Genomic DNA, 23,816 nt, shown 5'->3' with positions numbered 1-23,816 from the left:
CTCCTGCACTCCCTGCCACAATCATTCAACTCAGCAAGAGGTACCTCACTTTGCCGGAAGGTGTTCTCGGGAGATGTTCCACGGTTCGCAGCTTCAGGCAGCCCGGCGGAACTCCCAGACCAGCCAGTCCCCAGGAACGCAGCCGCTTCAGAGACTCAGGTCCTCCCTCGACATGGAGGTGGACCTGATCGGGTTCCATGAACACGGCGGCTGCGGCTGTCCCGCCGAGGGCCGACACCGCGGCGGCCTCGACAGCGTCCAGATTGACCTTTTCACCCAGTACCTTGACCTGGCGATCGACGCGGCCCTCGAGATACAACACGCCGTCTTGCAACCGGCCTATGTCACCCGTCCGCAGTTCCCCACCGCAGAGGTCGGACAGTGCAAGATCGTCACGTATGACGGCATAGCCGAGCATGACGTTGGGTCCCTTGTAGTACACCTCGCCCCGTCGGCCGGGGACGACCTCGGATCCGTCCGGTCCGCGAATCTCGATCCGCCCACCCGATATCGGAACTCCGACACTTCCTTCGTGCTCGGCCGCCAATGCCGGGTCCATGCAGGTCATCCGCGCAGTCGCCTCGGTCTGGCCGTACATGTAGAAGACGGAACCCTCCGGACCGACCGCTTCACGAAGCCGTCGCAGCGAGTCGGCCCGCAACGGACCGCCGGCCACCAGCAGCGATCGCAGCGCGGACAACCGCGCCTTCGACACCGGATCCTGCAGGATGAAACGCACCGTGGACGGAACCATCCCCGTGGACGTCACACCCCAGCGCTCGACATCCGCCCAGAAGCGGTCGGTGGTCGGCGATGCCGTGGTCAGACCCACGGTGGCGCCCGCCACGAGATGAGAATGGAACATGGACAGACCGAAGCTGTAGTCCAAGCGCAGTGACGTCGCGACGACGTCCGATCCACGGATGTCTGTCGCTGCAACGATACTTTCGGCGTTACTCACGAGGTTGCCGTAGGAGAGCCGTACCAGTTTGCCCTCGGATGTGGAGCCGGAGGTGCGTGCGACCAGGGCCAACTCCTGTGCGAGCGCGGCCGGATTAGCGTCAATGACCCAACGAGCCACCCCGCCGTGAGGAACTTCCCGCACGTGGTGCTGGTAATACGGTGAAGCTTCGGACGCTCTGACACATGAGGGCCCCATGAGCACATCCGGGCGAAGTCGCTCGATCAACGTCGTCGCGTCACCGTAGCCCGCGGCTTCCACCAGCATCACCGCATGGCCGGCACGTAGCACGGCCGCATAAGCCAGAGCTCCCGTCAAGGAACGAGGGTTCTCCACCATCACGAGCTTCTTGGCGTCATCGCCCAGGAATCGGGCGATGCCATCGGCCATCTCCCGTGCCCGCCCGCGGGTGAGAACCTGTGTTCCATCGACAAGAGCCGCCGCGTCGTACGCGCCGTTGGCCAGCAGGTCGAAGGCCACGGACGTCATCGTCCCGCCTCGATATCCGCGGCAAGGGCTGCCAGGGAGTTGACCCGGAAGACATCCACGGGCTCAATCTCGACATCCCAGATGTCGGCGATGGCCTCGCTCAACTCGAGACAGAGCAACGAATCACCCCCCAGGTCCTTGATGTCGTCGGTCATGCTGAGTACCGCGGCATCAGGCAGGGTGAGGTGGATTCTCTCCGCCAACAGCGACTCCACCGGTCCTTCGGAGGACTGCATCCGGTGGAACTTCCTGGTGGCCACTACCTCGTCGCTGATGGTGTCGTCCTGCAGGCCTTCCCCCGAGTGAAGGACCGTGAAGACGAATCGGTGCGGCTGGGTCGCGAGGACCTCGCTCAACACGGCGCGCACTTCCGGCACGGACATGAAGGACCGGGGTGCCACGGCGACGACACAGGCATTGTCCGCCGTGCGGCGGTAAATCCCTGGGAAATACGGATTGTCAGGAATCGCTTGCACGGTCACTGTTCTTCTCCCTTGCGAAGTGCTTCTGCGCCATTTCCGAGATCAAAGTGCGGTTGACCTTGCCCGACAGCCACCGGGGAACGGCCTCTACTTCGATGATTCTGCGAGGAACGGCGGCGGGCGGCAGTACCCGTCGCAGCGCCGGAATCAACTCGTTCGGCTCGGCATCGGAACCGTGGGAGTCGCGCACCACGAAACAGACGACACGCTGCCCCGTCACATGATTGGAGACTGCCGCCGCAGCCGCGTCCTGGATCCCGGGGATGTCGAGCAGCGCCTCCTCGATGTCCGTGGCCAGGACAGTGGTCCCACCGACAGTGATCCGCAGCTGAGGCCTCGGCTCGAGATAGAGGTAGCCGTCCGTGTCGAGCCTGCCGCGGTCGCCGATGCTAACTTGCCCGTCGCTGGTCCAAGTGACGAGGTCTCGTTGTCCGACGTGCAGCGGTCGCGCCGACATTCCGCTCTTGAAGTAGACGTCACCCAGTACGCCCGGCGCCGCCGGGCGGCCGGAGGAGTCCATGACGGTCACTGAGGTGTAGAAGCCCCTGCCGACCGTTCCGGGACGCTCTTCCCATTCATCCCCACGAGCCACCGTGGTCCCGATTCCCTCGGAGGCTCCGAACACTTCGTACACGTTCTCGGGACCGAGCGTGGAGTGCCAGAACCGTTTGATCGGCATCGAGCAGGCCGCACTCATATGGACGACGGTCTTGAGGTCCGACGTCCCCTCACCGTCCTGCAGTTGGCGTTGCATGATCCGCAGATGAAGTGGAGTGGTGACGAGCCACTGGACGCTATCTCGGCGGACGTGGTCCAACACCTGTGCGGGGTCGGGTTTCTCGAACAGGTGGACCTGTGTGCGATAGTTCAACGCGTCCAACAGCATGCTCAGATGGGCGGCGTGACGAATCGATCCGGCAAGAGAGACACGGATTTCGTCCTTCAGTCCCAGCGCGCTCGCCAGGCTCAACCGGCGGTCCCGGCCCAGGGTGCGGCGCATGCTGGTGTTCACCGCGTAACGGACCCGACCGCTGGTGCCCCCGGTTCTGAGCAGGAGGGCATGGCGCGGCAGTACCTCGCGCCGGGCGGGCTCGTCGCGTGGCTGCCGTTCCTGTCCGAGCGCACGAGCCGTCAACCCCAGGCGGGCCAGTTGAGCGATCGACGCAGAGGTGTCATCGTCCGGTACGGCCACAGGATTTGGCAGTCCAAGGGCTGCAAGGAGCTCCAACAGGAAGCGCGTGAACGGCGCTTGCCCGTTGGGCAGGAGGCAGATGGACTCGTCGGAGGCCACCTCCTGGCGCAGCTCCCCTCGGATCTGCGACAAGCGCGCTCGGATACCCTCCGGTTCGAGGAACTGCGTGCTGCCGTCGCGCGAGTGGAGAACGAGAGACGCGGCGGGCATCCACTCGCCGGCCGACCGGCTGGTGTTCCGTGGAGTGGTCAACGACGTCACCGCACTTCCGGCTCGAGCATGGATCGGTCACGGTAGAGAACAAGGATTCCGACAGCCACGGCTCCGACGGCACCGGCACAGATGGCGAAGATGTGCTGCCAGGAGGTGTGCGTCATCATCAGTCCCGCGATGGCCGCCCCGATCACCCGGCCCGTGCGCGTCACCATCCGGTATGCGGCGGTCGTCCGACCCAACAGGTGTCCCTCGGTGACTAGTTGTCGAGCCGTGATGGAGACGGTGTTCCACAGCAGCCCGGCGGAACCGCCCAGGACGAGGCCGACGAGGATCGCGTACCAACTCGATGTCAGAGCGGGAACGACGAACCAGATGACCCAGACGACCAGGCTCATGGACAACACAGTGCGCAAGGGAAACGTCCGCGTTAGATGCTGCACCAGTTGGTTGCCGACGAGCGCTCCCGCTGTGCCGGCCAGGAGCAGCACCGAGTAGCCGAGGCTTGAGGCGCCCAGACCGTTGTCTGCCAGTGCGAAGGCCGTGAAGGACGTCTGCCAGACGTACCAGATGACCGAGACCGTGAAACTCAGAGCGGCCAGAGTCAAAAGCATGCGCTGACGGTAGATGTGGCGGAATCCGTCCAACCCCACTGTCACCATGGTCTGTACGCGCATGGGTTCGTCACTCAGGGCAGGGGTTTCCGGTAGGCCCAGCGTCACGATCAGAGTGATCAGGGCCAACACCGCCAGAGCGAGCGTGGCACCCGATTGGCTCCAGGTCAGCAGCCCGCCGCCCACCAACGGTCCGACGAAGCCGCCATACAGCTGGGACACCTTGGCGATCTCCGTGTTGGCGGAGACGAGCCGGTCCGGATTCGACACCAGCTGCGGCACGAGCGACTGGCGCGCGATCTCCGAAGCCACAGCGCAGCTGCCCAACCCGAAAGCCACGACAGCCACGAGCCCCGGCACGGGACTGCCGAGCAGGTACAGAGCGGCAAGCAGTGCGGCGAGCCCTATGCGCACCACGGCCACGATCCTCAGCAGACGCGTGCGCGACATGTGGTCGGCGAGATATCCGATCGGGAGTGACGCCAGTGCCCAGGGTGCCGTCACCGCCACGAAGACCGCCGCCACACCGTACTTCCCGGTGGACTGCTCCGCGAGAACCGGCAGGACCAGGGCGAACGCACCGTCTTCCAGGCTCGAGGCCGTGCTGGTCCTGCGCAGCACCTTGACGGGGCTCGGCGTCTTCTTCTCGACAGAGGAACCCATCACCGCCTCCCCTGCACGTCCGCGTGATGTCCCGACAGTTCGTGCACCAACGCGGCCAGCGGATGCTCGTAGATCTCGTGGCCGGGGCAAGTGCGCGCCGCCCACGACAACGGATCGACGAGGCGGGCATCGTACGGGGACCGGTGCCACAGCGAACGACGCGGCAGGCGATCACTGGTGTCCAGCCGAGTCCGCAGGCGAAGCGCTGCGCTTTGCCACTGAGCGGGCGTCACCTCGCCGGCCTCCAGAATTCTGTCGAGCGCCCGCTGAACACGCACCAGGCTCGTCGGCTCAGACCGCGCAGAGGAGGTGAACGTCAGCGCCAGGACGCCGTCGCCGGGCATGCTGGGGAGCAGCGCCAGATGAACACGGAACAACGTGCCGTTGAGTCGGCCCGCACGCATCAGGGGACTTGAGAAGCCGCCCGCGAAGCACTCGCACAGGCACAGCCACGACAGCACATCGTCGGGGGAGGCGACTCGCACGGACGCAGTGGCAGAGAAGTGCGAGGGCCGCCGGACGAGGTCCATGGTCATGCCCCAACGGTTCACACGCGTCATGGGCTTTGGCATCTAGGCCCCCATCAGCATGGCAGCCGCGGATGCGCTGCGCTCGACAAGGCGGGAGTCGAGTGGTGCAAAAGGAGTGCCCAGTCGTCCGCCGGACAGCATCCAGGCCATCGACCGGGCGCACGCCGAGGGTGACTTGACGCGCGCGGCCCACTCCTGCAGTAGTTGCTCGCGAGCCCAGTTCATGGCGCTCGGCTCGACCGCGGTCTCTCGAAGCCTGTGCAGTCGCCGCTCGAGCGCACCGAAATCGAGGTCGGAGGGGACGGGCACGGTGACGATCGTCGCGGCGTTCTCACTGAACCACTCGTCGAAAAGGCCGTACCGCATGTCCGCACACGCTTGACGGTGAACCGCGGCCGCCTCTCTCGCCACCAGCTTGGCTGCGATCAACGCGGCGCTCTGCCCGGCAAGGTCGTTGGTGTCCACCGGAAGGACGATTTCGTCCCGAAGCATCCGGGAGTCAGTGTCGGGTCGCGGAACGTCACGGGCGTCAGGCAGCGACCTGGGACCCAGCACCGATTCCATGTCCTCGGGAGCAACCAGCGCCGGGTCGGCGACCACTGCGGCACTGCACCGCTCGAGACGGATGTTCTGCACGGCGAACGCCTTCCAACCCTCCTCGTAGACCGCAAGCCCCGCGAGCGCCGGGGCGACGACCGGGTCGTGGTCCACGCCGATCCCACCGCCAGGCGTGGGAATGCACCAACGCCAGCGATCCGACCAGGGAGCGAGCCCGGTCTTCTCCAGCACTTCGTTGTGGATGATCTCCGCTTGCTGAAGGGCGGCGCTGGCCGGACGGCGAAGGTCGGTGAGGTGGGCGACCATGGTCTCGGCAGCGCGCAGCAGGTGTCCTTGTGGTCCGCTGACGGTGACGGTGAGATGGTCCCGTCTGGTCTGCGCCTCCAGCAGGCAACCGTGTTCCTCGAGCTGGGCGTACGGGCGCGCGGCCCCGTCCCTCGGCGCCATGAGCATGTGTTCGGTGAAGTGGGCGAGACCGGGACGGTCGGCGCCTTCCGCATGAAAGCCAGCGGGAAACGTCAGCGCGAACGCGCCGACGTCGCCGTCGTAGTCGTACCACCCCAGCCCGGGAGCCACCTCCCGCATTCGGTGCACCTCAACGCTCCGACAGGCTGATCAGGCCCCACTGCGCGAGTTCGCGGACCACGTCGAGTGGCTTGCTCACACCGCTGACAGAGAGCAGGTCCTGCACCGCCATCTCGTCGGTCGCACTCAGACAGGCCAGAACCTGTGCGTGCTCGTCCGCCCCGTCGGGCAGGATGTTCACGAAGGAGCGCCGGGCGAAGAGCGTGGTGGTCCCGCTTGGTTCGGCCTCACGGACCACATGGGGAAGGTTCACGTACGACGGTGCCACCCCTTTGCTCAATCCTTCTTCGAGGAAAGCACTCACCTTGGTGTCACTGATCTTGTGCGTTCGCTCGGCAAGTACCGTGGCCGTGGCGCCGGGATCGCCCTCGTCGATGGCTGCCAGCAGACCGGTGTCCTGTGAGTTGTCGATCGTCCACGCCAGCAGCTCCTGCACATTGGGCCGCGGGATGGCGAAAGTGATGTGCAACGACCCTTCAGTGCCGGTGGCCACGTCATGGCTGGTGCCCTCGGGCAGGTACAGCACGTCACCCGCAACCATGGTCAGTTGCGTGGTCTCGGCCCCGGTCCCCAAGGTCCAGTGCTTCTTCCCGCGGCCCTGGACCACGAAGACGTCATGGGTGTCCTGGTGTGCACCAAATCCGGGCGCTCCACGCAGTGATGCGTAGAGATTGGCCTGGACCCGTGTGGTGAAGATGCCGGCCAGAGCGCGGGACACCTGATCGGCCCAGGGGTTGATCAGGTCCAGCTGGTCGATCACAAGCGTCCCGCCGGTCGCGAGGGCCCGGTGCACTGTCTCGGGGACGATTCGGAGGAAGGTGCGCGAGCCACCCGCGACCGACATGAGGAACAGCTCGTCGACCGACACGTCACCGCCGACGAGTCGCACTTGATCCGGACCGAGATTGCCGTACTGCAAGGACGTGTTCAGGTCGTTCCACGAGTAGGTGTCGTGGGGCTGCAGGGCGGCGCTCCGGTGAAGCCACCTACGCCCCTTCGCCTCGGACAGCTCTGTCCGGCCGACGCCCAGAACGGGTTCGACGTTGGCGTCCGTTACGAGCATCTCAGCGCTCCTCCTCTATGAGGCTGAAGGCGATGGTTGCCACCGGCACTTCCGATTCGGGGGTGCACAAGAGAAGTTGGCCCAACGGAACGTCCGCGAACCCGCCGAGGATGCAGGACCCGATCGACGCGGCACCGGCCACGAGGGAGACCGTTTGTGAGGCGGCGCCGGTCTCGATCAACCCGTAGCGGTACCCGCGGTCGCCGTACTTCGTCTCGAGCCTGTCCATCGACAGCGTGATGATCAGGAGCGCACAGGTCCTTGTCACCCACCCGTCGCCGAAGATGAAGCGCAGCATGGACTCGGTCGCAGCGGGACGCAGCCGATTCAGCTCATGGCGAGCCACGCCGTAGCTGTAGACGCCTGACGGAAGGCCTTCGACGGTTCGCGCGATGACGTAGAACTCGCAGCCGAGGCGCCCACCGGCGGACGGGTACGGACGATGCCAGCTGCCGGGAGCGTGTTCTTCCGGCGGATCGGAGTGTGTCGTGTACCAGAGCACCTGGGAGAGAGCAGCGAGAGACATCTGGTCGAGAGCGGACCGACTGCTGGTCCGACGGGCCAGCCATTCACCGCCAAGGCCGGAAGGCGGAGCCTCCGGCACCTGGAGCTGCACGCTCTCAAGGCGTGGGAAACTCTTTTCGTTGTACGTGAACCACTCATCGGGCCACTGGTCGACGGGAAGCATCGCCCAGTCGGAGAGCATCGCCGCGTCGGCGTAGGTTGTCCGATGAAAATCGAGTGCCGAAACAGCCGCGCCCTTGTCTGCGCTCATATTCACTTCCCGTCAGGCATAGGGGTGCGGTTCGGAGGAAATAAAACTCGCGTCCGGATCGCCAAGAATCCGCTTCTCGCCCTCGGCGAAGAACAGGGGTTGAAGCCGCGGGTAGACAACCTTCACAACCGAAATTCCGGCTTTGGCGAACAGCGGTGTTGTGATGTCCGCCATGTATCCCTCGTCCAGGAAGCCGTTCGTGTAGGTACCTTCAAGCGGCATGAAGCTGCCGAAAAGGTAATCAAGTCTCTCCATCGTTTGTGGCTGACCCCAGTAGACGACGCGGTCCTCGATCGTCTCCAGATCCCTCGCGTCCACGGCCTCGACGTTCGTCAGGAAGTCCCGAGCCTGCCTGCGGGCGTACAGTGCCTCGCTCATCGCACCGCCTACGGCTTCCTCGAGTGAGACGCCGCAGGCGCTGCCGGTGGTGAGCGCCGGAAACCTGCCGGACGGGTCGACCACACGGCAGACGGCCACGGGGAAGGGCGTCTCGACCAGGCATGCCACACGTATCCCCAGCCCCAGCGCCGTTGCCTCCATCCCCATGGCCATGGGACCTGGCTCAAGGGCCAGGTCGCGCCAGTCGACTTCCCGGCCACTCAGCCGCAAGTAGTGGGAAAGCATGATGGCGTGACGTTCGAATGCCTCCCGCGTCGCGCGCACCACCGCATCTTCGACTGAGAAGCCGGCGGCAGCGCCATTACTGCTCGGGTCCCAGAGCATCGCGCGCTCATCGGTTTCCCTGAACGGGCAGTAGACGAGTTGGGCCGGAATCAGGATGGGCGCCGATGACGGTGAGCCGATCTTGGTGGCCTCGCACCAGTGAAGGGGCATCCGCCATACCGGAGAATCCCGCCAAGGTGTCGGAAACGCCTCGGCGGCGAGGCAGTTGTCGAGCTCCGATGCCGAGCCGTACCAGAGTCTCTCCTTAGGTATCGTGCTGAGGCAGATGCGCTCAGCTGCCTCCATCAGGGCTTTCAGCCGAGCCAGTTCCCCTCGCCCCCGCCCTCCGGTGGCTCGCGGATTATGGGCCGAACCCAGCGGCAAGTGCGAATTGGGCGGCAATTGCGCCACCCAGCCCTGCCCCCGAGGCTCGTCGTTGTAGAAGTCGTCAAGGGGCTGGAGAGTCGATACCTGGCCGCTCTGTTCGAGGAGCAGATCTTCAAGCTGACGTATGCGATGCGGCTGCAGTTCATGGATTCTGTTCATCCCAGCGCCCCCTGGAAGGCGAACTCGATCAGTGACGAGCACACTTCGCAGCCGTCGACCTGGCCGACCCTCTCGATGCCCACTGTCCCCGTGGCGTGGTCGATACTGATCAAGCCGCCCAGGGTCATGGGCAGGGTGTTCTCGGCACGCACAACTCTGTCGATCTCCTGTGCCACCGTGACGGAGATCAGCTTCACGGTGAGCGATGAGACATCGGTCGGACTTACATGCCCGTCCGCCACGGCAGGTGGTGTCGTCGAGTCGAAGCAACCGCGGTAGCCGGCGCACTGGATGCAGGCGGCGTAGCCCGGATTGGTGAGCGGTCCCACGGATGTGTGCTGCGCGCCGACGACGACGGGAAGGTGAAGGCCGCCGCGTCGAGTCCAGTCGAGGGCTCTGGGAAGAAGATCATCGATTTCGCCGACGCCCACGACATCCACGCACAAGGCCTGCGCCGCAGTTTCGCCCTCGTATGCCGAGTTGCGCTCACCGTCGGTGGACAGCAGCGCTTTCAACTCCGTGGACACGGACGTGTAAGCCTGGGGCGTGAGAACGTGGACGCTGGACACTTCAACCGGGGGGAACGTCACTGGAGCCCTCCGACGGTCACACGCGCTCCACCCGTCTGCTCGTCGACGTCCTCGCCGCACACGTCGAGGAGACGGCGTAACAGTCGCCGTGGATCATCCGCAGCTTCCAGTCGTCGCCGTTCCCCGTTGAGATGTCCGCTCACGATTTCGGCCTTCCGTTGTAGTGCCGGGTAAGTGCGTCCTCGGCCGTTCTGCTTATGGATCGTTTCAGCGCTACCCGCCACGACTCCGTCACTCATCACCGCCGTCACTGCAGCCGGTGTCCGATCAGAGACTTCGTGCAGCGTGATCAGCTTCGCGGCCCGTTTCACGACGTCGGTCGGCAGTTCAGCCAATGGGGTCCAGGAGTCCCTTCCCAGCACCCAACAGATGGCGATGTTGTGCACAAGATCGAACGGGTCCAGCCAGGTGACACCGGCCGAACCACGATGTGCGGCGAGGGCGTACCGCGGGATGTGTACGTGCAGCTGCCGCAATGTGCCACCGAGAACTCTTCGCCGGAGGTCTGCGACAGCAGCCAAGGTTTCAAAGAAGTACGCGCAGCACGGCGCGGACTTCAAAGTGGTGGTCCCTGAACGGGAGAGCCACTGTTCCGATTTCTTTGGAGGAGTATTCATCGGTACACCCATGACAGAAAATGGTTGCCACCATTCGTTGGCAGCGCGTCGATCGACCTTGGAGTGCACACCACCTTCCGCAACCACGCCGTGCGCTTGCCTCATGGCCTGACCCATCTGGTACATACGCCCGTCGCTGCCCAGGAGTTCATAGTCGGACCTGTATGTCGAGAGGTAGAGGCGCAGACACCATCTGATGCGCTCCACGGGGAATCCGCTTCTGCGGGCCAGCGCGTAGACAGCACTCAGTCCCCCGATGATCGGCGTGACATGAAATGCGTTGGCACGCACCTGGTCCTTCACCGCCTGCCCTAGACGCACACCGAACTCGGTAGCGACTGCTTGAATGCGCAGTGTGTCGTCCACAGAGACACCGGGCCGGTCGAACAGCGACGGTGTAAGGAAAGCTGCCAGGTGCCCTCCCGCCAAATAGTGAACCGAGTCGAAATCGGCGGCTATGCCAGCGACGAGATTCGCCGAGGCCGCGCGTTCGGCCGTGGCCGTCTTTCCCGTCCACCAGATGGGAGCGCCCGCGGTGCCGTCGGCATCGGTGCCATGGTCGGCACGCCGGCCGCCCTCACCCGCCTGAACCCGGCTGATCAGCGCGCATAGCAGGAAGTCGGCGGAAGCGGCTGCCGAGTCCTCGACCAGCGCCTCGGGCACGTCGAGGATCCCTGACACGCCGTCCATCCAGTCGTTGAGCGCCTCGCCAAAGTTCTTACCATCGGGCCACACAGCATCCTCGCGATCGGTGGTGCGACTGCCGTAGGTGAATTCTTACTGTCAGGGACGCGTGTGGTTTCGATACCGGGATAATGGAACCGAAACCACACGCACTGAATTCTGCCTGGCCAGGCCATTCAGACTGCATACTTACCGGAACCGAGGGAAAGGTCCCAGGATTTCCGGCATGTTTCGTAGTTCAGGGCGGAAGCTACCGCCCGTTGTCGCTGGAGGCCGGAACCATCGCCCGTGCACGCCCATTGTCGCTGGAGGCCGGAACCATCGCCCGTGCACGCCCGTTGTCGCTGGAGGCCGGAACCATCGCCCGTGCACGCCCATTGTCGCTGGAGGCCGGAACCATCGCCCGTGCACGCCCATTGTCGCTGGAGGCCGGAACCATCGCCCGTGCACGCCCGTTGTCGCTGGAGGCCGGAACCATCGCTCGTTCACGCGTCATTGCCAGGTCAACCCTTCTTGGTTGCCAGTACGAGTGGTGACGCCTCACGATCACAAAGCCCAAGCGTGAAAGTCAATAGACATGTTGAAGCGCTTCGATTTCTCGCCATGTGGCCGGATCCTGACCTTTCGAAACCTTCGCCATTCCAGAAAGTTTCACGTACCACGGTCTTGTTCGAGGAAGACTGCACTGCTGACTTCCGCCACTCCGACATCGCAGCGATTAAACATTTCGAAATTTTCGACACGTCGAAGACTGCTGGATCCTCTTTTCGAGGAGGATCTGGCGTGATCTGTTCACTGAGCCGCGGGCCGACGCCTGTGCCCCTCGTCCGTACGTCGAGACGCGATCGCGAGGACACCAAGCCGGTGGCCGGACACGCAACGATCGAGGGTCTGATTGAATCGTTAAAGATGTTGAGCTTGGTCTTCAACCTGCCAACCACTTAGCGGGTGTCTCACGTGGCAAGTTTCGCGAGCTTCTTGTAGCAGGTCAGGGCGGCGGCCATGGCCAGGCCTCGGCTCTGCCAGTCGTTGCGGACCACGTACGGGATCTTGAGACCACGAGCAGCCCATGGCAGGCTCATGCCGCATGATCGATGAATTCGCGAAAGACAACCTGCACGGGAGACTGCGGCGGGACCGCAAGGCGCTGCTCTGGAAACTCGACGGCTTGTCCGAATACGACGCCCGCCGACCTTTGACAGCGACCGGGACCAACCTCCTCGGCCTGGTCAAACACGTGGCCACCGTCGAGGCCAGGTACTTCGGCGAGGTCTTCGACCGCCCTTCCCCGGAACCGCTGCCCCGGTGGCAGGACTCCAACGGCAGCGATCTGTGGGCGACCGAGGACGAGACCCGCGATCAGATCATCGGGTTCTACCGGCGCACGTGGGAACACTCGGACGCGACGATCAACGAGCTTCCCCTCGACGCCCACGGCCACGTGCCGTGGTGGCCGGAGCCTCATGCCGACACGAACCTGTTCGCCATCATGGTCCATGTCCTCGGCGAGTCCATCCGGCATGCCGGGCACGCCGATATCCTGCGCGAGGGCCTCGACGGCCGGACCGGGTTGCGCGCCGAACACGAGAAGCAGATCGACGAGGAAGCCCGTGCATCCTACTGCGCGAAGATCGAGCAGGCCGCCAGGTCGGCCGCACCAATCAAGGCTTAGTACTCCAGTTGCACTTCTCCATATGCCCTGGTCGCGGAGCCCTTTCGGAGTCTAATGGCTCGTAACAGGATCATGGGTGGGCCTTCTTGAGGCGTCGCCAGCAGATGAGGCTGCATGCCAGGGAGACGAAGGCGTCGTGGAGTTCGAGGCGTCGTTCCCATCGGATGGCGAGGCGTTTGAACTGGTGGAGGAGGGCGAAGGCCTGCTCGACGACGTAGCGGAGTTTGCCCAGGCCCTTGATGTTCGGGGCGCCCTTGCGGGAGATGACCGGCATGATCCGGCGTGTGCGCAGTTCACGGCGGACTACCCGGGAGTCGTACGCCTTGTCACCCAGGATGGACTCGTGGCGTCGACGGGGACGGCCCGGACGCCCGGCCACCGGCGGGATGCCGTCGACGAGGGCGAGAGTCTGCGTGATGTCGTCGACGTTCGCCGCAGTCGTGATGACGTGGAGCGGAGTGCCCTTCCCGTCGCAGATCAGATGGTGTTTGCTGCCAGTCTTCCGCCGGTCGACCGACGACGGCCCGGTCGCGTCTCCCCTTTTTTGGCGCGGACGTGGGAGCCGTCCACGCACGCGCGGGTCCAGTCGAGTTCGCCGGCCGCGTTCAGCTCCGCGAGCAGGATGCGGTGCAACCTGTCGAAGACGCCTGCCAGCGGTCCAGGCGCCGCCAGCAGGTCTGCCCCGAGCCGAACCCCAGCTCCAGGGGCAGGAGCTGCCAAGCGACGTCCTGGTGCAGGACATACAGAATGCCCTGCAGACACAGCCGGTCCGCCACCGGCTTCGGCCCCGGAGACCGCGGGGGCCAAGGCGGCAGCAACGGCTCGATCAGCGCCCACAAGTCGTCGTCCACGATCCACGGCCGAGTCGTCACACCCACCCGAACGATCAGACCGTCACAACAGTCACGCCCGACCAGGACCGTTCAACAAGATCGTGTTACGAGCTCATAGCGCGTCCACCACCGTCCTGGAAATACACGCCGGGGGGGAGGTGCACGGTGAGGCACCCCAACTGTCCGTCGTCGGTCGTACCGACGGGCGCGGTGTACACGAACCGGGCCGGGTCTCCACCGTGATCCCGCTGGAGGGCGCGGCCCGCCTCTGCCAGCGCTTGAGGACCTGGGGCTGCCAGCGGGCCCACACCGCGTCGTCGATCTTCGCGGCGACGTCGGCGCGGGCTTGCTTGTGGGCGCCGCGCCGGTAGCAGTTCACGGAGTCGGCGGTGACGCCGATCTCCTGGGCGACGGCCTTCGCGCTACCCAGTTGCTTGAGCAGGTAGCCGATCTTGCCCTTGAGCGTCTTCGGCGGCTGGCGGATGAAGCTCTCCCGGTCGGCCCGCTCGATCGCGTCGTCGATCTCGCCCACCGGTTACTCCCCTTCGTCCGGACGGCGTCGCCGCCCTTCATGTGGCGGGCCGGGTTGAGGCCCTTCTCCAACAGTTCGACCGCCCACAGCATCGACTGGACGCTCTCCAGCTTCGCCAGGCCCGGCGTGGGCCCGAGGCGGAACCCGCCCGGCTGCGGCTTGCCGGACGCCGCGTACGGCAGAAAGTCCAGCGGGCTCTCCCCCCGGCGAGGGGTGGACGACGCAGTCGCGCCCCTTGAGGAGACCTTGCTGCTGCACGAGCACCAGCGCGGCACGCTGGTCGCTCTCGACCGCTACCTGCACGACCGGACCGGCGGCATGATCGGAGCCCTGTCCCACGCGATCCGCGGGGACGCGATCGACGCGATCCTCACCGGCACCGAGAAGATCACGAAGAAGACTTCGCGGCGATACCGCTGGATCACACCGCCCAGATGGCGTCGTCCCCGGTCAGGGCGGCGGTGACCAGGCGTTGACCGGATCCTCTTCCGAGCGCATCGCCGAGCTTCCGGTGATTGTCCGCCCCAAGCTCGGCGAGAGCACCGACTCCTACGTCCGGCGCCTGGCCCGCGCCAACCACCTCAAGCCCAGCGACCTGCGCTGCTTCCTCGCCGGCCCGCCCAACTGGTTCGGCAAACCCCGCATCGAACGGCTCGGCGCGGTCTCCGGCCGCTCCGAGGCCGCCCTGCAACGGGCCCTCTCGGCCGCCGGCTCCGCCCGCGGCCGGGCAATGCCCACCCCCAGGACCCTGCGCATCCACACCCACAAGGCACTCAAGCAGGGCAGCCTGGACATGACCCTGCCCATCCAATACGACGCGCTTCAGGGCGACACAACCGTCCGGCAGATCGCGGGGCGGTGGAATGTTCCCCGCTGGCTGGTCCGCCGCGTCCTGGACTCCGCAAGTTTTCCCGACTTCCAGACCCCCAAGAACCGGTCCGCCATCACCGAGCCCCTCAAGGAAAAGATCAACTCGATGATCGTGAGCGGGATGGGCACGAAGGAAATCTGGACCGAGCTGACGGACGTCCACGACATCTCGGTATCCCTGGGCAGCCTGCAACGACAGACCAGGGCGGCGTCATTCAGGCGGTGTATCCGGGTTGGTGGGGCTTCAGGAGCTGGGGTAGGACCGCGAGGTGGTCGCCGGGGCTGACGCGGAGCAGGCACGATTTCCGGTGATCATGAGGTGTCGAGTCCCTGATCACCACGACGGAAGACCGTGCCTGCCCGTTCATCCTCGCTCGTCCCGGGCCCTCTGGGCCGACTCGCCGACGCCGCACCGACCGCGCCCGATGACCTCCCCAGCCTGCTGACCTGCCTGGCTCAGGTGCCCGATCCCCGGCGGGTGGCTTCATGGTCCGCGGGGATGAGCGATGCCGTCGGCACCCACCGCAGCCCAGGTACGCCGTGGTCGTCAGCAGGTGCGGCAGGACATGGAGTTGACCGCTGCGTCGGGCGATGCCCACACCGCGGTCCGCATGCCGTTCCACGTCGTCGTAGCGCTCCAGCAGTGCTTCCGCCCAGGCAAGCCACACCAGCGACTCGCACAGGTCTGTGAGGTTCGGATCGGTGAGTCCGTCCACGAGCCCGGCAGCGGCGTCGGCGAACCGGCCGGCCGCATCGGTGTCGCCCTCATAGGCCTCCCCCAGCGCCGACAGAGCCAGGACCCCGGCCTCACCGGTCTGGTCGCCGTGGGAGCCGGCGATGGCGAGGGTGCGTGCCATGTCGGCCCGCAGGGCGGACATGCCCAGGGCGAGTCCCAGGGGGACGGCCTGCCCGGGGAGAGGGTCCAGGACTGCGGGACAGCTGCCCGCACAGCAGGGCGGCGGACGCCGCTGACTCCGCATGACCCTTACGGCTGGCCCCGCCGCCTCAGCGCGGCATCATGTTCAGCACGGCCTCCACGATCTTCGCGGCCTCCGCCTTGCAGGTGCCCGCGGGGTGCCGCGGCTCGCTGAGCACCGTCACCACCTCCAGGTTCCCGTCGCGCACCCCCAACCGGCAGCCCGACCCGTCCGACCAGGCGGTCCCCCAGACCGCTTCCTCGCCCGGGCCGGGCCCGGGCGAGGAGTGGGTCGCCTTCGCAAATTCCGCCAGGCTCGCGTGCGCCGCCCGTGTCCCCGCCGACTGCGTCCCTGCTGACTGCGTCACCGCCTGCCCGGGCGACGCAGACGGCGCGGACTTGGGGCTGTGGTACACCGTCCAGGTCACGTACGCGTGCTGCTTCGACTCCCCGTAGCCGTACCAGGTGCAGTCGACCCCCTCATACGTCCCGCCGTCGCTGTGGATGTCGTCCGCCTCCCTGCGTTCGGCCGGGGGCAGCGGGAGCTGGTCCGCCGCCTCCGGGCAGAGCACCGTGTTGACGTACTTGTCCCCCGGGGGGCTCCCGTTGCCGCTGCCGTCCCCGTCGGGCCACAAGAGGTACGCCGCTCCGCCTATCAGGCCCGCCAGCACCACCGCGGACGCCGCCACGAGCGGCTGCGGGATCCGGCGCCGGACCGGGTCGTCTGCGGGTGCCGCGGCCAGGTCCGCGGCGGTGGCCACGGCGGTCGGCGCGGCGGCCCCGGGGCCGGTCCCTTGCGGCTCGCCCGGTACGGGCGCCCCGGCCCGCCCGGCCAGCAGGTCCAGCACGGTCCGCTCCGGGGCGCCGAGCACCCGGTCCACCTCGGCCTGCTGCGCCGCGATCATCGTGTGCACGGCGGCAGGCCACGGCCGGCGGCCATCAGCGTCCGCCGGGGCCAAGGCCCCGAGCAGTTCGAGGATCCCCTCCGGCGTCGGCCGGGCGGCCGGGTCCTTGGCCAGGCAGGCGGCCACCAGCGCCTGGGACCCCGCTGGTACGGCCGACAGGTCGGGCTCGGCGTGGACCAGGTCGTACAGGGTCTGGAGGGTGCTGCCGGCGGCAAAGGGGCTGCGTCCGGCCGCAGCCAGCACCAGCACCGACCCGAGCGAGAACACGTCGCTCGCCGGGGTCAGTTCCTTCCCTTCGGCCTGTTCGGGCGACATGAAGGCGGGCGAGCCGACGACCACCCCGCTCTGCGTCAGCTCGGCGGCGTCCCCGCCCGCCGCCTGCGCCGCCCGCGCGATGCCGAAATCGATGACGCGTACGCCGTCCTCGGCGAGGAGGACGTTGTCGGGCTTGAGGTCCCGGTGCACCAGCCCGGCCCGGTGGATCTCCACCAGCGCCGTGGCGAGTCCGGCCGCGAGGCGGCGTACGGACGCCTCCGGGAGCGGACCGACCGCGTCGACCACCGCACCGAGCGCGGGCCCGGAGACGAACACCGAGGCCAGCCACGGGGTCTCGGCCTCCGTGTCGGCGGCCGTCACGGCCGCGGTGAAGGCCCCGGACACCTTGCGGGAGGCGGCCACCTCGCGCCGGAACCGGGCCCGGAACTCCTCGTCGGCGGCGAACCGGGCGTGGACTTGTTTGACCGCCACCAGCCGCCCGTCGAGCCCGGCCCCGAGCAGCACCCGGCCCATCCCGCCCCGCCCGATCTCCGCGAGCAGCCGGTACGGCCCGACCCTGATCGGGTCGGTCTGTCTGAGCTCCCTCAACGCTTCCCCATCCCTCATCATTGCCCGTCAGGCGCCGGAGTCCCCGTCAGCGCTTCGGGAGCACCCGCACGGCGGTCCGGGCGGCCTGCTTCGCCAGGGCCTGGCAGCCGTCGTCCCTCCAATAGCGCTGCCCGGCCACCTCGACGGACACCCTCAGGTTGCCATCGCGCACTGACAGCGCGCAGTTGAACTCCTCCTCCGCGCTGTTCCGCCAGAGGCCCTCGTCCCCGAAGCCGAGCGCAGGCTCGTCCCGGGTCCCGCCGCGGGCCCTGAGCTGTTCGAGCGCGCGGTAGGCCTGCTCGGCGCCCGTCCCTTCGCCCTCGCCGGTGAGGTGGAGATACCAGTGCACGGAGATTGTGGCCAAGCCCTCGGTCCCCACGGGCGAAGTCGTCCACACGCAGAGGTTGTCGGGCCCGGCCCAGGTCCCGCCGCGCCGGTCGATCCCGCCTCCTGCCGAGAGGCCGAACCCGATGGGAACGTCCATCTCGCCTCTGATGTCCGAGCAGTCGAGGGCCCTCGCCTGGAACCGGTCCTCGAGCTCCGACAGGGGTACGGTCCCCAGCCCGAGGGAGTGGTACAGGTCCATGGCGTACGGCCGCCCGGCGGTCAGTGCGAGGGTGCCCGACACGGCAACGACCGTCGCCGCGGCCGCCGCCGCGGCGAGCGGCCGGCGCCACCGTCCCCGGCGGAGCGGGGCGGCGCCGGGGACAGCCGCGGCCATCGTCGCGGGGGCGGCCGGCAGCCGCGCCGCCAGGGTCTCGGCCTCGGCCCGCTGGGCCGCGGTCAGTGCCGCCAGCGCCCCCGGCCACGGCCGGGCCGTCGGCGCCAGGGCCCCGATCGTGGCGAGCAGCTCCTGCGGGGCCGGCCGCGCGGACGGGTCCTTGGCCAGGCAGGGCGCGATGATCCCGCGCAGGGACGGCGGTACGGCGGCCAGGTCTGGCTCGTCGTGCAGGATCGCGTACAGCAGCCTCGGTACGGACTCCCCGGCGAAGGGCGGCCGCCCCGTGCAGGCCGCGACGAGGGTGGACCCGAGCGCGAACACGTCGGTGGCCGAGGTGATGTGGCCGCCGCTCGCCTGCTCGGGCGCCATGAAGGCGGGCGAGCCGATGAGCGAGCCGGTGTGGGTGATACGGGTGCCGCCCGCGACGGCACGGGCGATGCCGAAGTCGATGACCCGTACGCCGTCCTCGGCCAGCAGGACGTTCGAGGGCTTGAGGTCACGGTGGACCAGCCCGGCCCCGTGGATGTCGGCGAGCGCGATCGCCAGCCCGGCGGCCAGCCGCCGTACGGCCTCCTCGGGCAGCGGCCCGATCTCGTCCAGGGCCCCGCTCAGCGTGGGACCGGGTATGAACACCGAGGCCAGCCAGGGTGTTTCGGCCTCCGGGTCCGCGTCCACGACGGGCGCGGTGCAGGCCCCTGAGACCCGGCGCGAGGCCGCGACCTCCCGCCGGAAACGGGCCCGGAAGCCGTCCTCGTCGGCGTACTCGGCATGGATCTGCTTGACGGCGAGCAGCCGCCCGTCCGGCCCGGCCCCGAGGAGCACACGGCCCATGCCGCCCTGCCCCAGCTCGGCGAACAGCCGATATGCCCCGGCCGTCTCCGTCTTCTCCCCCGCCAGCTCCAGCATGCGGTCGTGCGTATCCCTCTCCTGGTGGGCCGTGGGGCGGGCGGGCGGAACGTCGCCGGCGTGGAACAGTTCCTGGTGGACGCGGTCGGCCGGGCTCGATGACGGCGACGGCGCCGCTGACGCCGTACCCCACTCCGTACGGGCCGGGGTGCCCGTCCGCCTGGCCCCTGGACCTGTTCTCCTGGCCCCTTGGTCTCTCCTCCTGGACACTGGTGGCCTCCCTTTCCGTCACGTCCATCGGTAGAACCCCTGACCGGTCTTGCGGCCCAGCTCGCCGCGAGCGACCTTGTCCCGCAGCAGCCCGGGTGGGGCGAACCGCTCCCCGATCGTCGAGTGCAGGTGCTCGGCGCCGGCCAGCCGTACGTCAAGACCCACGAGGTCGGTCAGGCGCAGCGGTCCCATCGGGTACCCGTAGCCCAGGCGCATGGCCGTGTCGATGGCCTCCGACTCGGCGACACTCTCCTCGGCCATGCGGATCGCCTCCGGGCCGAGGGCGAGTCCGAGGCGGCTGCTGGCGAATTCCTGCGAGTCCTTCACGACGACTTCCTGTTTGCCGAGGGCGTGCGTCCATGCGACCGCCGCCTTCAGGGTCTCCGCGGTGGCGTCGGAACCGGTGACCAGCTCGACCAGCGCGGAGACGGCCACGGGAAGTGCGTCCCCAGGAACCATCCCGGACGCCGTAGAGCCGCGGCGACTTCGGTCACCGACAGGGAACTGGTGTTGGTCGCCAGCGGCCGGCGGTTGGGGGTCAGCCGAGGATCGATTCGACGGTGATTCCCAGTCCGATCAGGGCCCGGTCGGCTCCGGGCAGAGCCTCGATCTCCAGGCCGGCCGGCAGACCGTTGAGGGCCATACCCATCGGCACGCTCAGGCCTGGGGCACCGACGACGCTCGCAGGGCCGGTGTTGCGGATGAAGCCGCCAGTAGCCGGGCCGGCGCCATGGCGGGCAGGCTGAACAGCAGCCAGTGCAGATACCCGGCGAGAACCACGAGGAAGAGCACCCGGGCGCATGGGCAAGGGCGCCACCGGCGAAGCCGAGGCCGTGGTCATCGCGCATGGCGGCGGTGGCGAGGAAGACCGCTCCCGCGACAACGAGCTGCGCCATGAAGGCCAGGTCCGCCCCGGTCGCCAGGTGCGACCACCTCCCGCCGGGCGCGGGAGGTGGTCGGCGCGGATCCAGATGCGGCCCGTACGTTTCCACCATCCCCATGGCTCCCATCCTCATCAATTGGACATGTTCAATTCCTCGATGTCCGGCGCGACGACGTTCACGGAGGCTCGCCGCGGGTCCGGACAGCTGACCACCACCTCCGTCACGGCGCTCAGGGCCGAGCGGGCGAGCCCTCGGCATCGGTGTCGTCGGTCTCGGCGCGGGTTGCCTTGCTCTGCCGGCGCCGGAGCTGCCTGCGCATGAGGAGCAAGGCGGCCGTGGTGCCGGTGGCCACCGGGATGAGCGGCCAGAACCGGGGATGGTCGGTGCCGAGGGCGGCGGGGACTAGGGCCAGCGGGAGGATCGTGGCCATTCCGACGATGAAGCCGAGCACAATGTCGAAGACGAAGTTGTCATCAACGCCGCGCAGGCCCGCCATCCGGATGCGTGCCGCCACCGCCAGGGTGATCAGGTAGCCCATGGCCAGGGGGTAGAACACGAGAAGGGTGTTGCCTCCGAGGCCGCTGTGCCACCCTCGCCACACGTAGTACCCCTCGAGCTCGACGACGTACCCGTGCCACAGGCCGACCCGGGCATGGTCGCCCACGTTCAGCACCCTGTCGCCGCCGCCCTTCACGGACTGCAGCTCGCCGTTCACCCGCAGTTCGAACGTGACCTCGTACCAGACGAACGTCTCTGAGGTGCGGTCCTGGCCTGCGCCGCCGAGCGACTCATTACGATCTTCAGTCACATCCACGACGGTGGCGTCCGCCGGTTCCAGGTTTCCCGAGGAACGGGCGTTGGCGATGGCCATCTCCTCATACGTCCGCCAAGCGAACAGCACGATCACCACCGCCATGGCCAGGCGGAACACGACCAGGACGATACGGGCCCGTCTCGACCGGCCCTTGCGGGCATCCGACATGTCCACCCCCCCTGCGTACCTCGCGGCTTCTCTGTCACGGGGATCATCCCCCCGCAGGCTTGCGATCGCAGCGTTGCGGCCCCAAGTCCCGTAGTGGTCTACGTGGTTTCACGTAGGCCTCAGCAGTGGGTGACCGCGGTAACCCCGCCCGTGGTCCCGATGGTGATACGAGGGCATTTGCCGGGATCGGCCCGCGAGAATCCGGCGCGTCGCTGCCGACGGCGCCGAGACACAACCCGCCGTAGCCCCAGACCCGTTGACATGTCTGCCGGAACGCGTCCACGGCGTGACCGACCTGACCGCGGAACAGGCTGAGGCAACCGAGATCGCCCGCCGCGTCCGCGACCACCGGGACATCGAGAACAAGATCCAACACGTCAGGGACACCACATTCGCCGAGGACAATTCCCCGCGTACGCACCGGCACCGCTCCCCGCGCGATGGCATCCCTGCGCAACCTGGCCATCGGCGCTCTCCGACTTGCCGACCAGACGAACATCGCCGAGGGCCTGCGCCATCACGGGCGAGACATGGCCCGGCCGCTGGCGACCCTCGGACTCGCGTGATCATTCCCGGCCAATCACGAGAACGACGGAGCCCTGAACGACAGACCGCCCGACGGCACCCCGCAACGAGGCGCAGATGACCGACTGTCCCATCTCGAAGGATCCGGTCCGTCTCAAGTGGCCTGGCCTGATTCATCGTTGATCTGGATCGTCATCCTGATCACTCGACTACTGTGTCGGGCCATGAGCACGGACGGCTGGTTGGCAGACACCCGGACCTCCTACGACACGGTCGCGGTTAACTATGCCGACCAAATACGCGAGGCTCTGGCCGAGAAACCGTATCTTCGGGCGACTTTGACGTTGTTCGCAGACTTGGTGCACGCCGCTGGCGGTGGACCGGTGGCGGACGTGGGCTGCGGGCCTGGACATGTCACCGCTCACCTCCACGAGCTGGGTGTGGATGCTTTCGGCATCGACCTTTCCCCCGTGATGATCGACGTCGCTCGGCGTGACCACCCTCGCCTGCGGTTCGAAGTGGGCTCGATGACGGACCTCGACCTCACCGATGCTTCAGTCGCCGGCCTGCTCGCCTTTTGGTCGTTGATTCACATCCCCGACGACGCCGTCCCCACGGTCTTCGGGCACTTCCGGCGGGTGTTGCGTCCCGGCGCACCACTTCTGCTCGGCTTTCACGTCGGCAACGAGTCACGCCTGAAGACGCAGGGCTACGGCGGTCACCCGATGAACGTTTACGTCCACCGCCGCCAGCCCGACAAAGTGGCGGCCTGGCTACGCGATGCCGGGTTCACGGTCGAGGCCCAGATACTGCTCGACCCCGACGACCGCCTCCCAGGGGCGGTCCTTTTCGCGCGCCGTCAGTCACGGCAGTTGTAGTTCCGGCGTCTGTGCTGGTCGGCGGCTTACGGGGTCGGGTGCGGGCACAGGTATGGCTGTACGTTGACAGTCAATCTAGTCCGGTCGAAGCCTCCGACCTGTGTGGACTGTGTTGGCTGTCAAAGTGGCTTTGTCCATGAGAACGGACAGCGAATGTTCACCACTTCGGGAGGCATCTGCCCCCGGCTCTGTTCGATGTTCATGACTTGGGGCGGCGCGGGACTCCGGGGTGAGGCGGCCGCGATGGGCTTGTCAGCCCCTCGTGCCAGCATGCTGCTGTGACAGACACACATGATCAGCGTCCCGCCGAAACCACCCTCGACTTCCTGCGCTCTGCGTTTCCGCTGGAATGGCGCGAGCCAGCGCTCGGACATAAAGCCGTCGGGGAGTGGGAGCAGGAGCACGGGGTGGTCCTCCCGGAGCCGTACAGGACCTTCATCGCGGAGATCAGCAACGGGTCCAGCCTGGGACCCGCCGGCGACGGCGGTCTCCAGCCGCTCGGCTGGTTGCCCGACACGTGGCCTGACCTCGGCCCGCGACAGCCAGGAGAACCGTTCCCTCTGGAGTCGGCTTGGCCCTGGGAGGACGATGAGAGTACCGACGCCGAGGACTCGCGGATCGAGGCCGCATTCAACAAGGGGTCCGTCGTTCTCGGGTCCGAAGACGGGCAGTCGTTCTGGCTCCTGCTGACCACCGGCCCCCGCCGCGGCGAGGTGTGGATGATCGCTGACGTCGGCGCCATCCCGGCGCCTGGCGACCAGGCATGGGGCTTCGAGGAGTGGGTGCGGCGCTGGCACACCGGCAACGAATGGTGGGACTGAGCGGGCCGTCCTGTGCACCCCAGGTCGCGGACCGTTCGAATCGTTGGTGCCTCCCGAAGTGGTGAACATTCG

The 23,816-nt window shown here is 67.2% G+C and carries 21 protein-coding genes and 5 pseudogenes; 7 read left to right on the top strand and 19 right to left on the bottom strand.

Going from position 1 to position 23,816, the window contains the following annotated elements; genetic code table 11:
• Nucleotides 1-25: 25 nt before the first annotated feature.
• The 11 genes from OG289_RS48255 to OG289_RS48205 all read right to left on the bottom strand — a co-directional run bounded on the left by OG289_RS48255 (nt 26) and on the right by OG289_RS48205 (nt 11,276).
• Nucleotides 26-1,441 (bottom strand): AMP-binding protein, encoded by a 1,416-nt coding sequence (locus OG289_RS48255; protein ID WP_327320354.1) that lies wholly within the window; start codon nt 1,439-1,441, stop codon nt 26-28.
• A 5-nt stretch (nt 1,442-1,446) separates the two neighbouring features.
• Complete coding sequence (locus tag OG289_RS48250) at nt 1,447-1,932, bottom strand: acyl carrier protein (protein WP_327320353.1); 486 nt, start codon at nt 1,930-1,932, stop codon at nt 1,447-1,449.
• Nucleotides 1,910-3,385 (bottom strand): ANL family adenylate-forming protein, encoded by a 1,476-nt coding sequence (locus tag OG289_RS48245; RefSeq protein WP_327320352.1) that lies wholly within the window; start codon nt 3,383-3,385, stop codon nt 1,910-1,912. Before OG289_RS48245 ends, OG289_RS48250 begins: the two co-directional genes overlap by 23 nt.
• Nucleotides 3,382-4,572, bottom strand: coding sequence for an MFS transporter (locus tag OG289_RS48240; RefSeq protein WP_327320351.1), 1,191 nt, complete (start codon nt 4,570-4,572; stop codon nt 3,382-3,384). The genes OG289_RS48245 and OG289_RS48240 overlap by 4 nt, the downstream gene beginning before the upstream one ends.
• Before the next feature lie 41 nt (nt 4,573-4,613).
• On the bottom strand, nt 4,614-5,150 hold the full coding sequence (locus OG289_RS48235; RefSeq protein WP_327320350.1) for a hypothetical protein: 537 nt from the start codon (nt 5,148-5,150) through the stop codon (nt 4,614-4,616).
• Nucleotides 5,151-5,186: 36 nt separating this feature from the next.
• Nucleotides 5,187-6,287: an insulinase family protein gene (locus OG289_RS48230; protein ID WP_327320349.1), complete on the bottom strand. Its 1,101-nt coding sequence runs from the start codon at nt 6,285-6,287 to the stop codon at nt 5,187-5,189.
• Nucleotides 6,288-6,297: 10 nt separating this feature from the next.
• Nucleotides 6,298-7,206, bottom strand: coding sequence for a JmjC domain-containing protein (locus OG289_RS48225; protein WP_327320348.1), 909 nt, complete (start codon nt 7,204-7,206; stop codon nt 6,298-6,300).
• A gap of 145 nt (nt 7,207-7,351) precedes the next feature.
• Nucleotides 7,352-8,125 (bottom strand): SagB/ThcOx family dehydrogenase, encoded by a 774-nt coding sequence (locus OG289_RS48220; protein WP_327320347.1) that lies wholly within the window; start codon nt 8,123-8,125, stop codon nt 7,352-7,354.
• A 12-nt stretch (nt 8,126-8,137) separates the two neighbouring features.
• Nucleotides 8,138-9,334: a YcaO-like family protein gene (locus tag OG289_RS48215; protein WP_327320346.1), complete on the bottom strand. Its 1,197-nt coding sequence runs from the start codon at nt 9,332-9,334 to the stop codon at nt 8,138-8,140.
• Complete coding sequence (locus OG289_RS48210; RefSeq protein WP_327320345.1) at nt 9,331-9,861, bottom strand: hypothetical protein; 531 nt, start codon at nt 9,859-9,861, stop codon at nt 9,331-9,333. The genes OG289_RS48215 and OG289_RS48210 overlap by 4 nt, the downstream gene beginning before the upstream one ends.
• A 59-nt stretch (nt 9,862-9,920) precedes the next feature.
• On the bottom strand, nt 9,921-11,276 hold the full coding sequence (locus OG289_RS48205) for an MmgE/PrpD family protein (protein WP_327320344.1): 1,356 nt from the start codon (nt 11,274-11,276) through the stop codon (nt 9,921-9,923).
• A gap of 209 nt (nt 11,277-11,485) precedes the next feature.
• On the opposite strand from OG289_RS48205, the gene OG289_RS48200 reads away from it, so the two are divergent.
• Complete coding sequence (locus OG289_RS48200) at nt 11,486-11,761, top strand: hypothetical protein (RefSeq protein WP_327320343.1); 276 nt, start codon at nt 11,486-11,488, stop codon at nt 11,759-11,761.
• Between the two features lie 417 nt (nt 11,762-12,178).
• Here the strand turns inward: OG289_RS48200 and OG289_RS48195 are convergent, their stop codons facing one another.
• A complete protein-coding gene (locus tag OG289_RS48195) occupies nt 12,179-12,307 on the bottom strand; it encodes a hypothetical protein (RefSeq protein WP_257548903.1) in 129 nt (42 codons plus the stop codon).
• A gap of 5 nt (nt 12,308-12,312) precedes the next feature.
• Between OG289_RS48195 and OG289_RS48190 the strand changes: the two genes are divergently transcribed.
• Nucleotides 12,313-12,897 carry a DinB family protein gene (locus OG289_RS48190; protein ID WP_327320342.1) on the top strand — a complete coding sequence of 195 codons (585 nt, stop codon included), beginning with the start codon at nt 12,313-12,315 and terminating at the stop codon, nt 12,895-12,897.
• A gap of 70 nt (nt 12,898-12,967) precedes the next feature.
• Here the strand turns inward: OG289_RS48190 and OG289_RS48185 are convergent.
• The 3 pseudogenes from OG289_RS48185 to OG289_RS48175 all read right to left on the bottom strand — a co-directional run.
• A pseudogene (locus OG289_RS48185) lies at nt 12,968-13,769 on the bottom strand (IS5 family transposase).
• A 65-nt stretch (nt 13,770-13,834) separates the two neighbouring features.
• Nucleotides 13,835-14,262 (bottom strand): annotated as a pseudogene (gene tpg, locus OG289_RS48180) (telomere-protecting terminal protein Tpg).
• A gap of 8 nt (nt 14,263-14,270) precedes the next feature.
• Nucleotides 14,271-14,490, bottom strand: a pseudogene (locus OG289_RS48175) (telomere-associated protein Tap); the annotation flags it as partial.
• Between OG289_RS48175 and OG289_RS48170 the strand changes: the two are divergent.
• Nucleotides 14,488-14,738: pseudogene (locus OG289_RS48170) on the top strand (ATP/GTP-binding protein); the annotation flags it as partial. The pseudogenes OG289_RS48175 and OG289_RS48170 overlap by 3 nt on opposite strands.
• Complete coding sequence (locus OG289_RS48165; RefSeq protein WP_327320341.1) at nt 14,735-15,418, top strand: hypothetical protein; 684 nt, start codon at nt 14,735-14,737, stop codon at nt 15,416-15,418. The pseudogene OG289_RS48170 and the gene OG289_RS48165, both read left to right, overlap by 4 nt.
• Before the next feature lie 719 nt (nt 15,419-16,137).
• Here the strand turns inward: OG289_RS48165 and OG289_RS48160 are convergent.
• The 4 genes and pseudogenes from OG289_RS48160 to OG289_RS48145 all read right to left on the bottom strand — a co-directional run bounded on the left by OG289_RS48160 (nt 16,138) and on the right by OG289_RS48145 (nt 21,520).
• Nucleotides 16,138-17,817: a serine/threonine-protein kinase gene (locus OG289_RS48160; RefSeq protein WP_327320340.1), complete on the bottom strand. Its 1,680-nt coding sequence runs from the start codon at nt 17,815-17,817 to the stop codon at nt 16,138-16,140.
• A gap of 46 nt (nt 17,818-17,863) precedes the next feature.
• Entirely contained in the window at nt 17,864-19,444 is a 1,581-nt protein-coding gene (locus OG289_RS48155; RefSeq protein WP_327320339.1) for a serine/threonine-protein kinase, read from the bottom strand.
• A 228-nt stretch (nt 19,445-19,672) separates the two neighbouring features.
• Nucleotides 19,673-20,175, bottom strand: a pseudogene (locus tag OG289_RS48150) (3-hydroxyacyl-CoA dehydrogenase family protein); the annotation flags it as partial.
• A 592-nt stretch (nt 20,176-20,767) separates the two neighbouring features.
• Entirely contained in the window at nt 20,768-21,520 is a 753-nt protein-coding gene (locus OG289_RS48145) for a hypothetical protein (protein WP_327320338.1), read from the bottom strand.
• Between the two features lie 440 nt (nt 21,521-21,960).
• Here OG289_RS48145 and OG289_RS48140 point away from each other — a divergent pair, with 440 nt between their 5' ends.
• From OG289_RS48140 to OG289_RS48130, 3 genes are all read left to right on the top strand, one after another.
• Nucleotides 21,961-22,086, top strand: a complete 126-nt coding sequence (locus tag OG289_RS48140; protein WP_327320337.1) for a hypothetical protein — start codon at nt 21,961-21,963, stop codon at nt 22,084-22,086.
• 183 nt (nt 22,087-22,269) lie between these two features.
• Nucleotides 22,270-22,923, top strand: coding sequence for a class I SAM-dependent methyltransferase (locus OG289_RS48135; protein ID WP_327321023.1), 654 nt, complete (start codon nt 22,270-22,272; stop codon nt 22,921-22,923).
• Between the two features lie 278 nt (nt 22,924-23,201).
• On the top strand, nt 23,202-23,744 hold the full coding sequence (locus OG289_RS48130) for an SMI1/KNR4 family protein (protein ID WP_327320336.1): 543 nt from the start codon (nt 23,202-23,204) through the stop codon (nt 23,742-23,744).
• The last annotated feature ends 72 nt before the right edge of the window (nt 23,745-23,816 follow it).

This window comes from Streptomyces sp. NBC_01235 (assembly GCF_035989285.1).
Lineage (GTDB): Bacteria > Actinomycetota > Actinomycetes > Streptomycetales > Streptomycetaceae > Streptomyces.
This window is presented reverse-complemented; position numbering and strand designations above follow the sequence as displayed.

Coding starts and splice junctions, on each gene's coding strand:
- OG289_RS48235 (WP_327320350.1), bottom strand. CDS start 5,150: ATGACCATGGACCTCGTCCGGCGGCCCTCGCACTTCTCTGCCACTGCG.
- OG289_RS48145 (WP_327320338.1), bottom strand. CDS start 21,520: ATGTCGGATGCCCGCAAGGGCCGGTCGAGACGGGCCCGTATCGTCCTG.
- OG289_RS48155 (WP_327320339.1), bottom strand. CDS start 19,444: ATGCTGGAGCTGGCGGGGGAGAAGACGGAGACGGCCGGGGCATATCGG.
- OG289_RS48140 (WP_327320337.1), top strand. CDS start 21,961: ATGGCATCCCTGCGCAACCTGGCCATCGGCGCTCTCCGACTTGCCGAC.
- OG289_RS48190 (WP_327320342.1), top strand. CDS start 12,313: ATGATCGATGAATTCGCGAAAGACAACCTGCACGGGAGACTGCGGCGG.
- OG289_RS48220 (WP_327320347.1), bottom strand. CDS start 8,125: ATGAGCGCAGACAAGGGCGCGGCTGTTTCGGCACTCGATTTTCATCGG.
- OG289_RS48135 (WP_327321023.1), top strand. CDS start 22,270: ATGAGCACGGACGGCTGGTTGGCAGACACCCGGACCTCCTACGACACG.
- OG289_RS48230 (WP_327320349.1), bottom strand. CDS start 6,287: ATGCGGGAGGTGGCTCCCGGGCTGGGGTGGTACGACTACGACGGCGAC.
- OG289_RS48195 (WP_257548903.1), bottom strand. CDS start 12,307: ATGAGCCTGCCATGGGCTGCTCGTGGTCTCAAGATCCCGTACGTGGTC.
- OG289_RS48215 (WP_327320346.1), bottom strand. CDS start 9,334: ATGAACAGAATCCATGAACTGCAGCCGCATCGCATACGTCAGCTTGAA.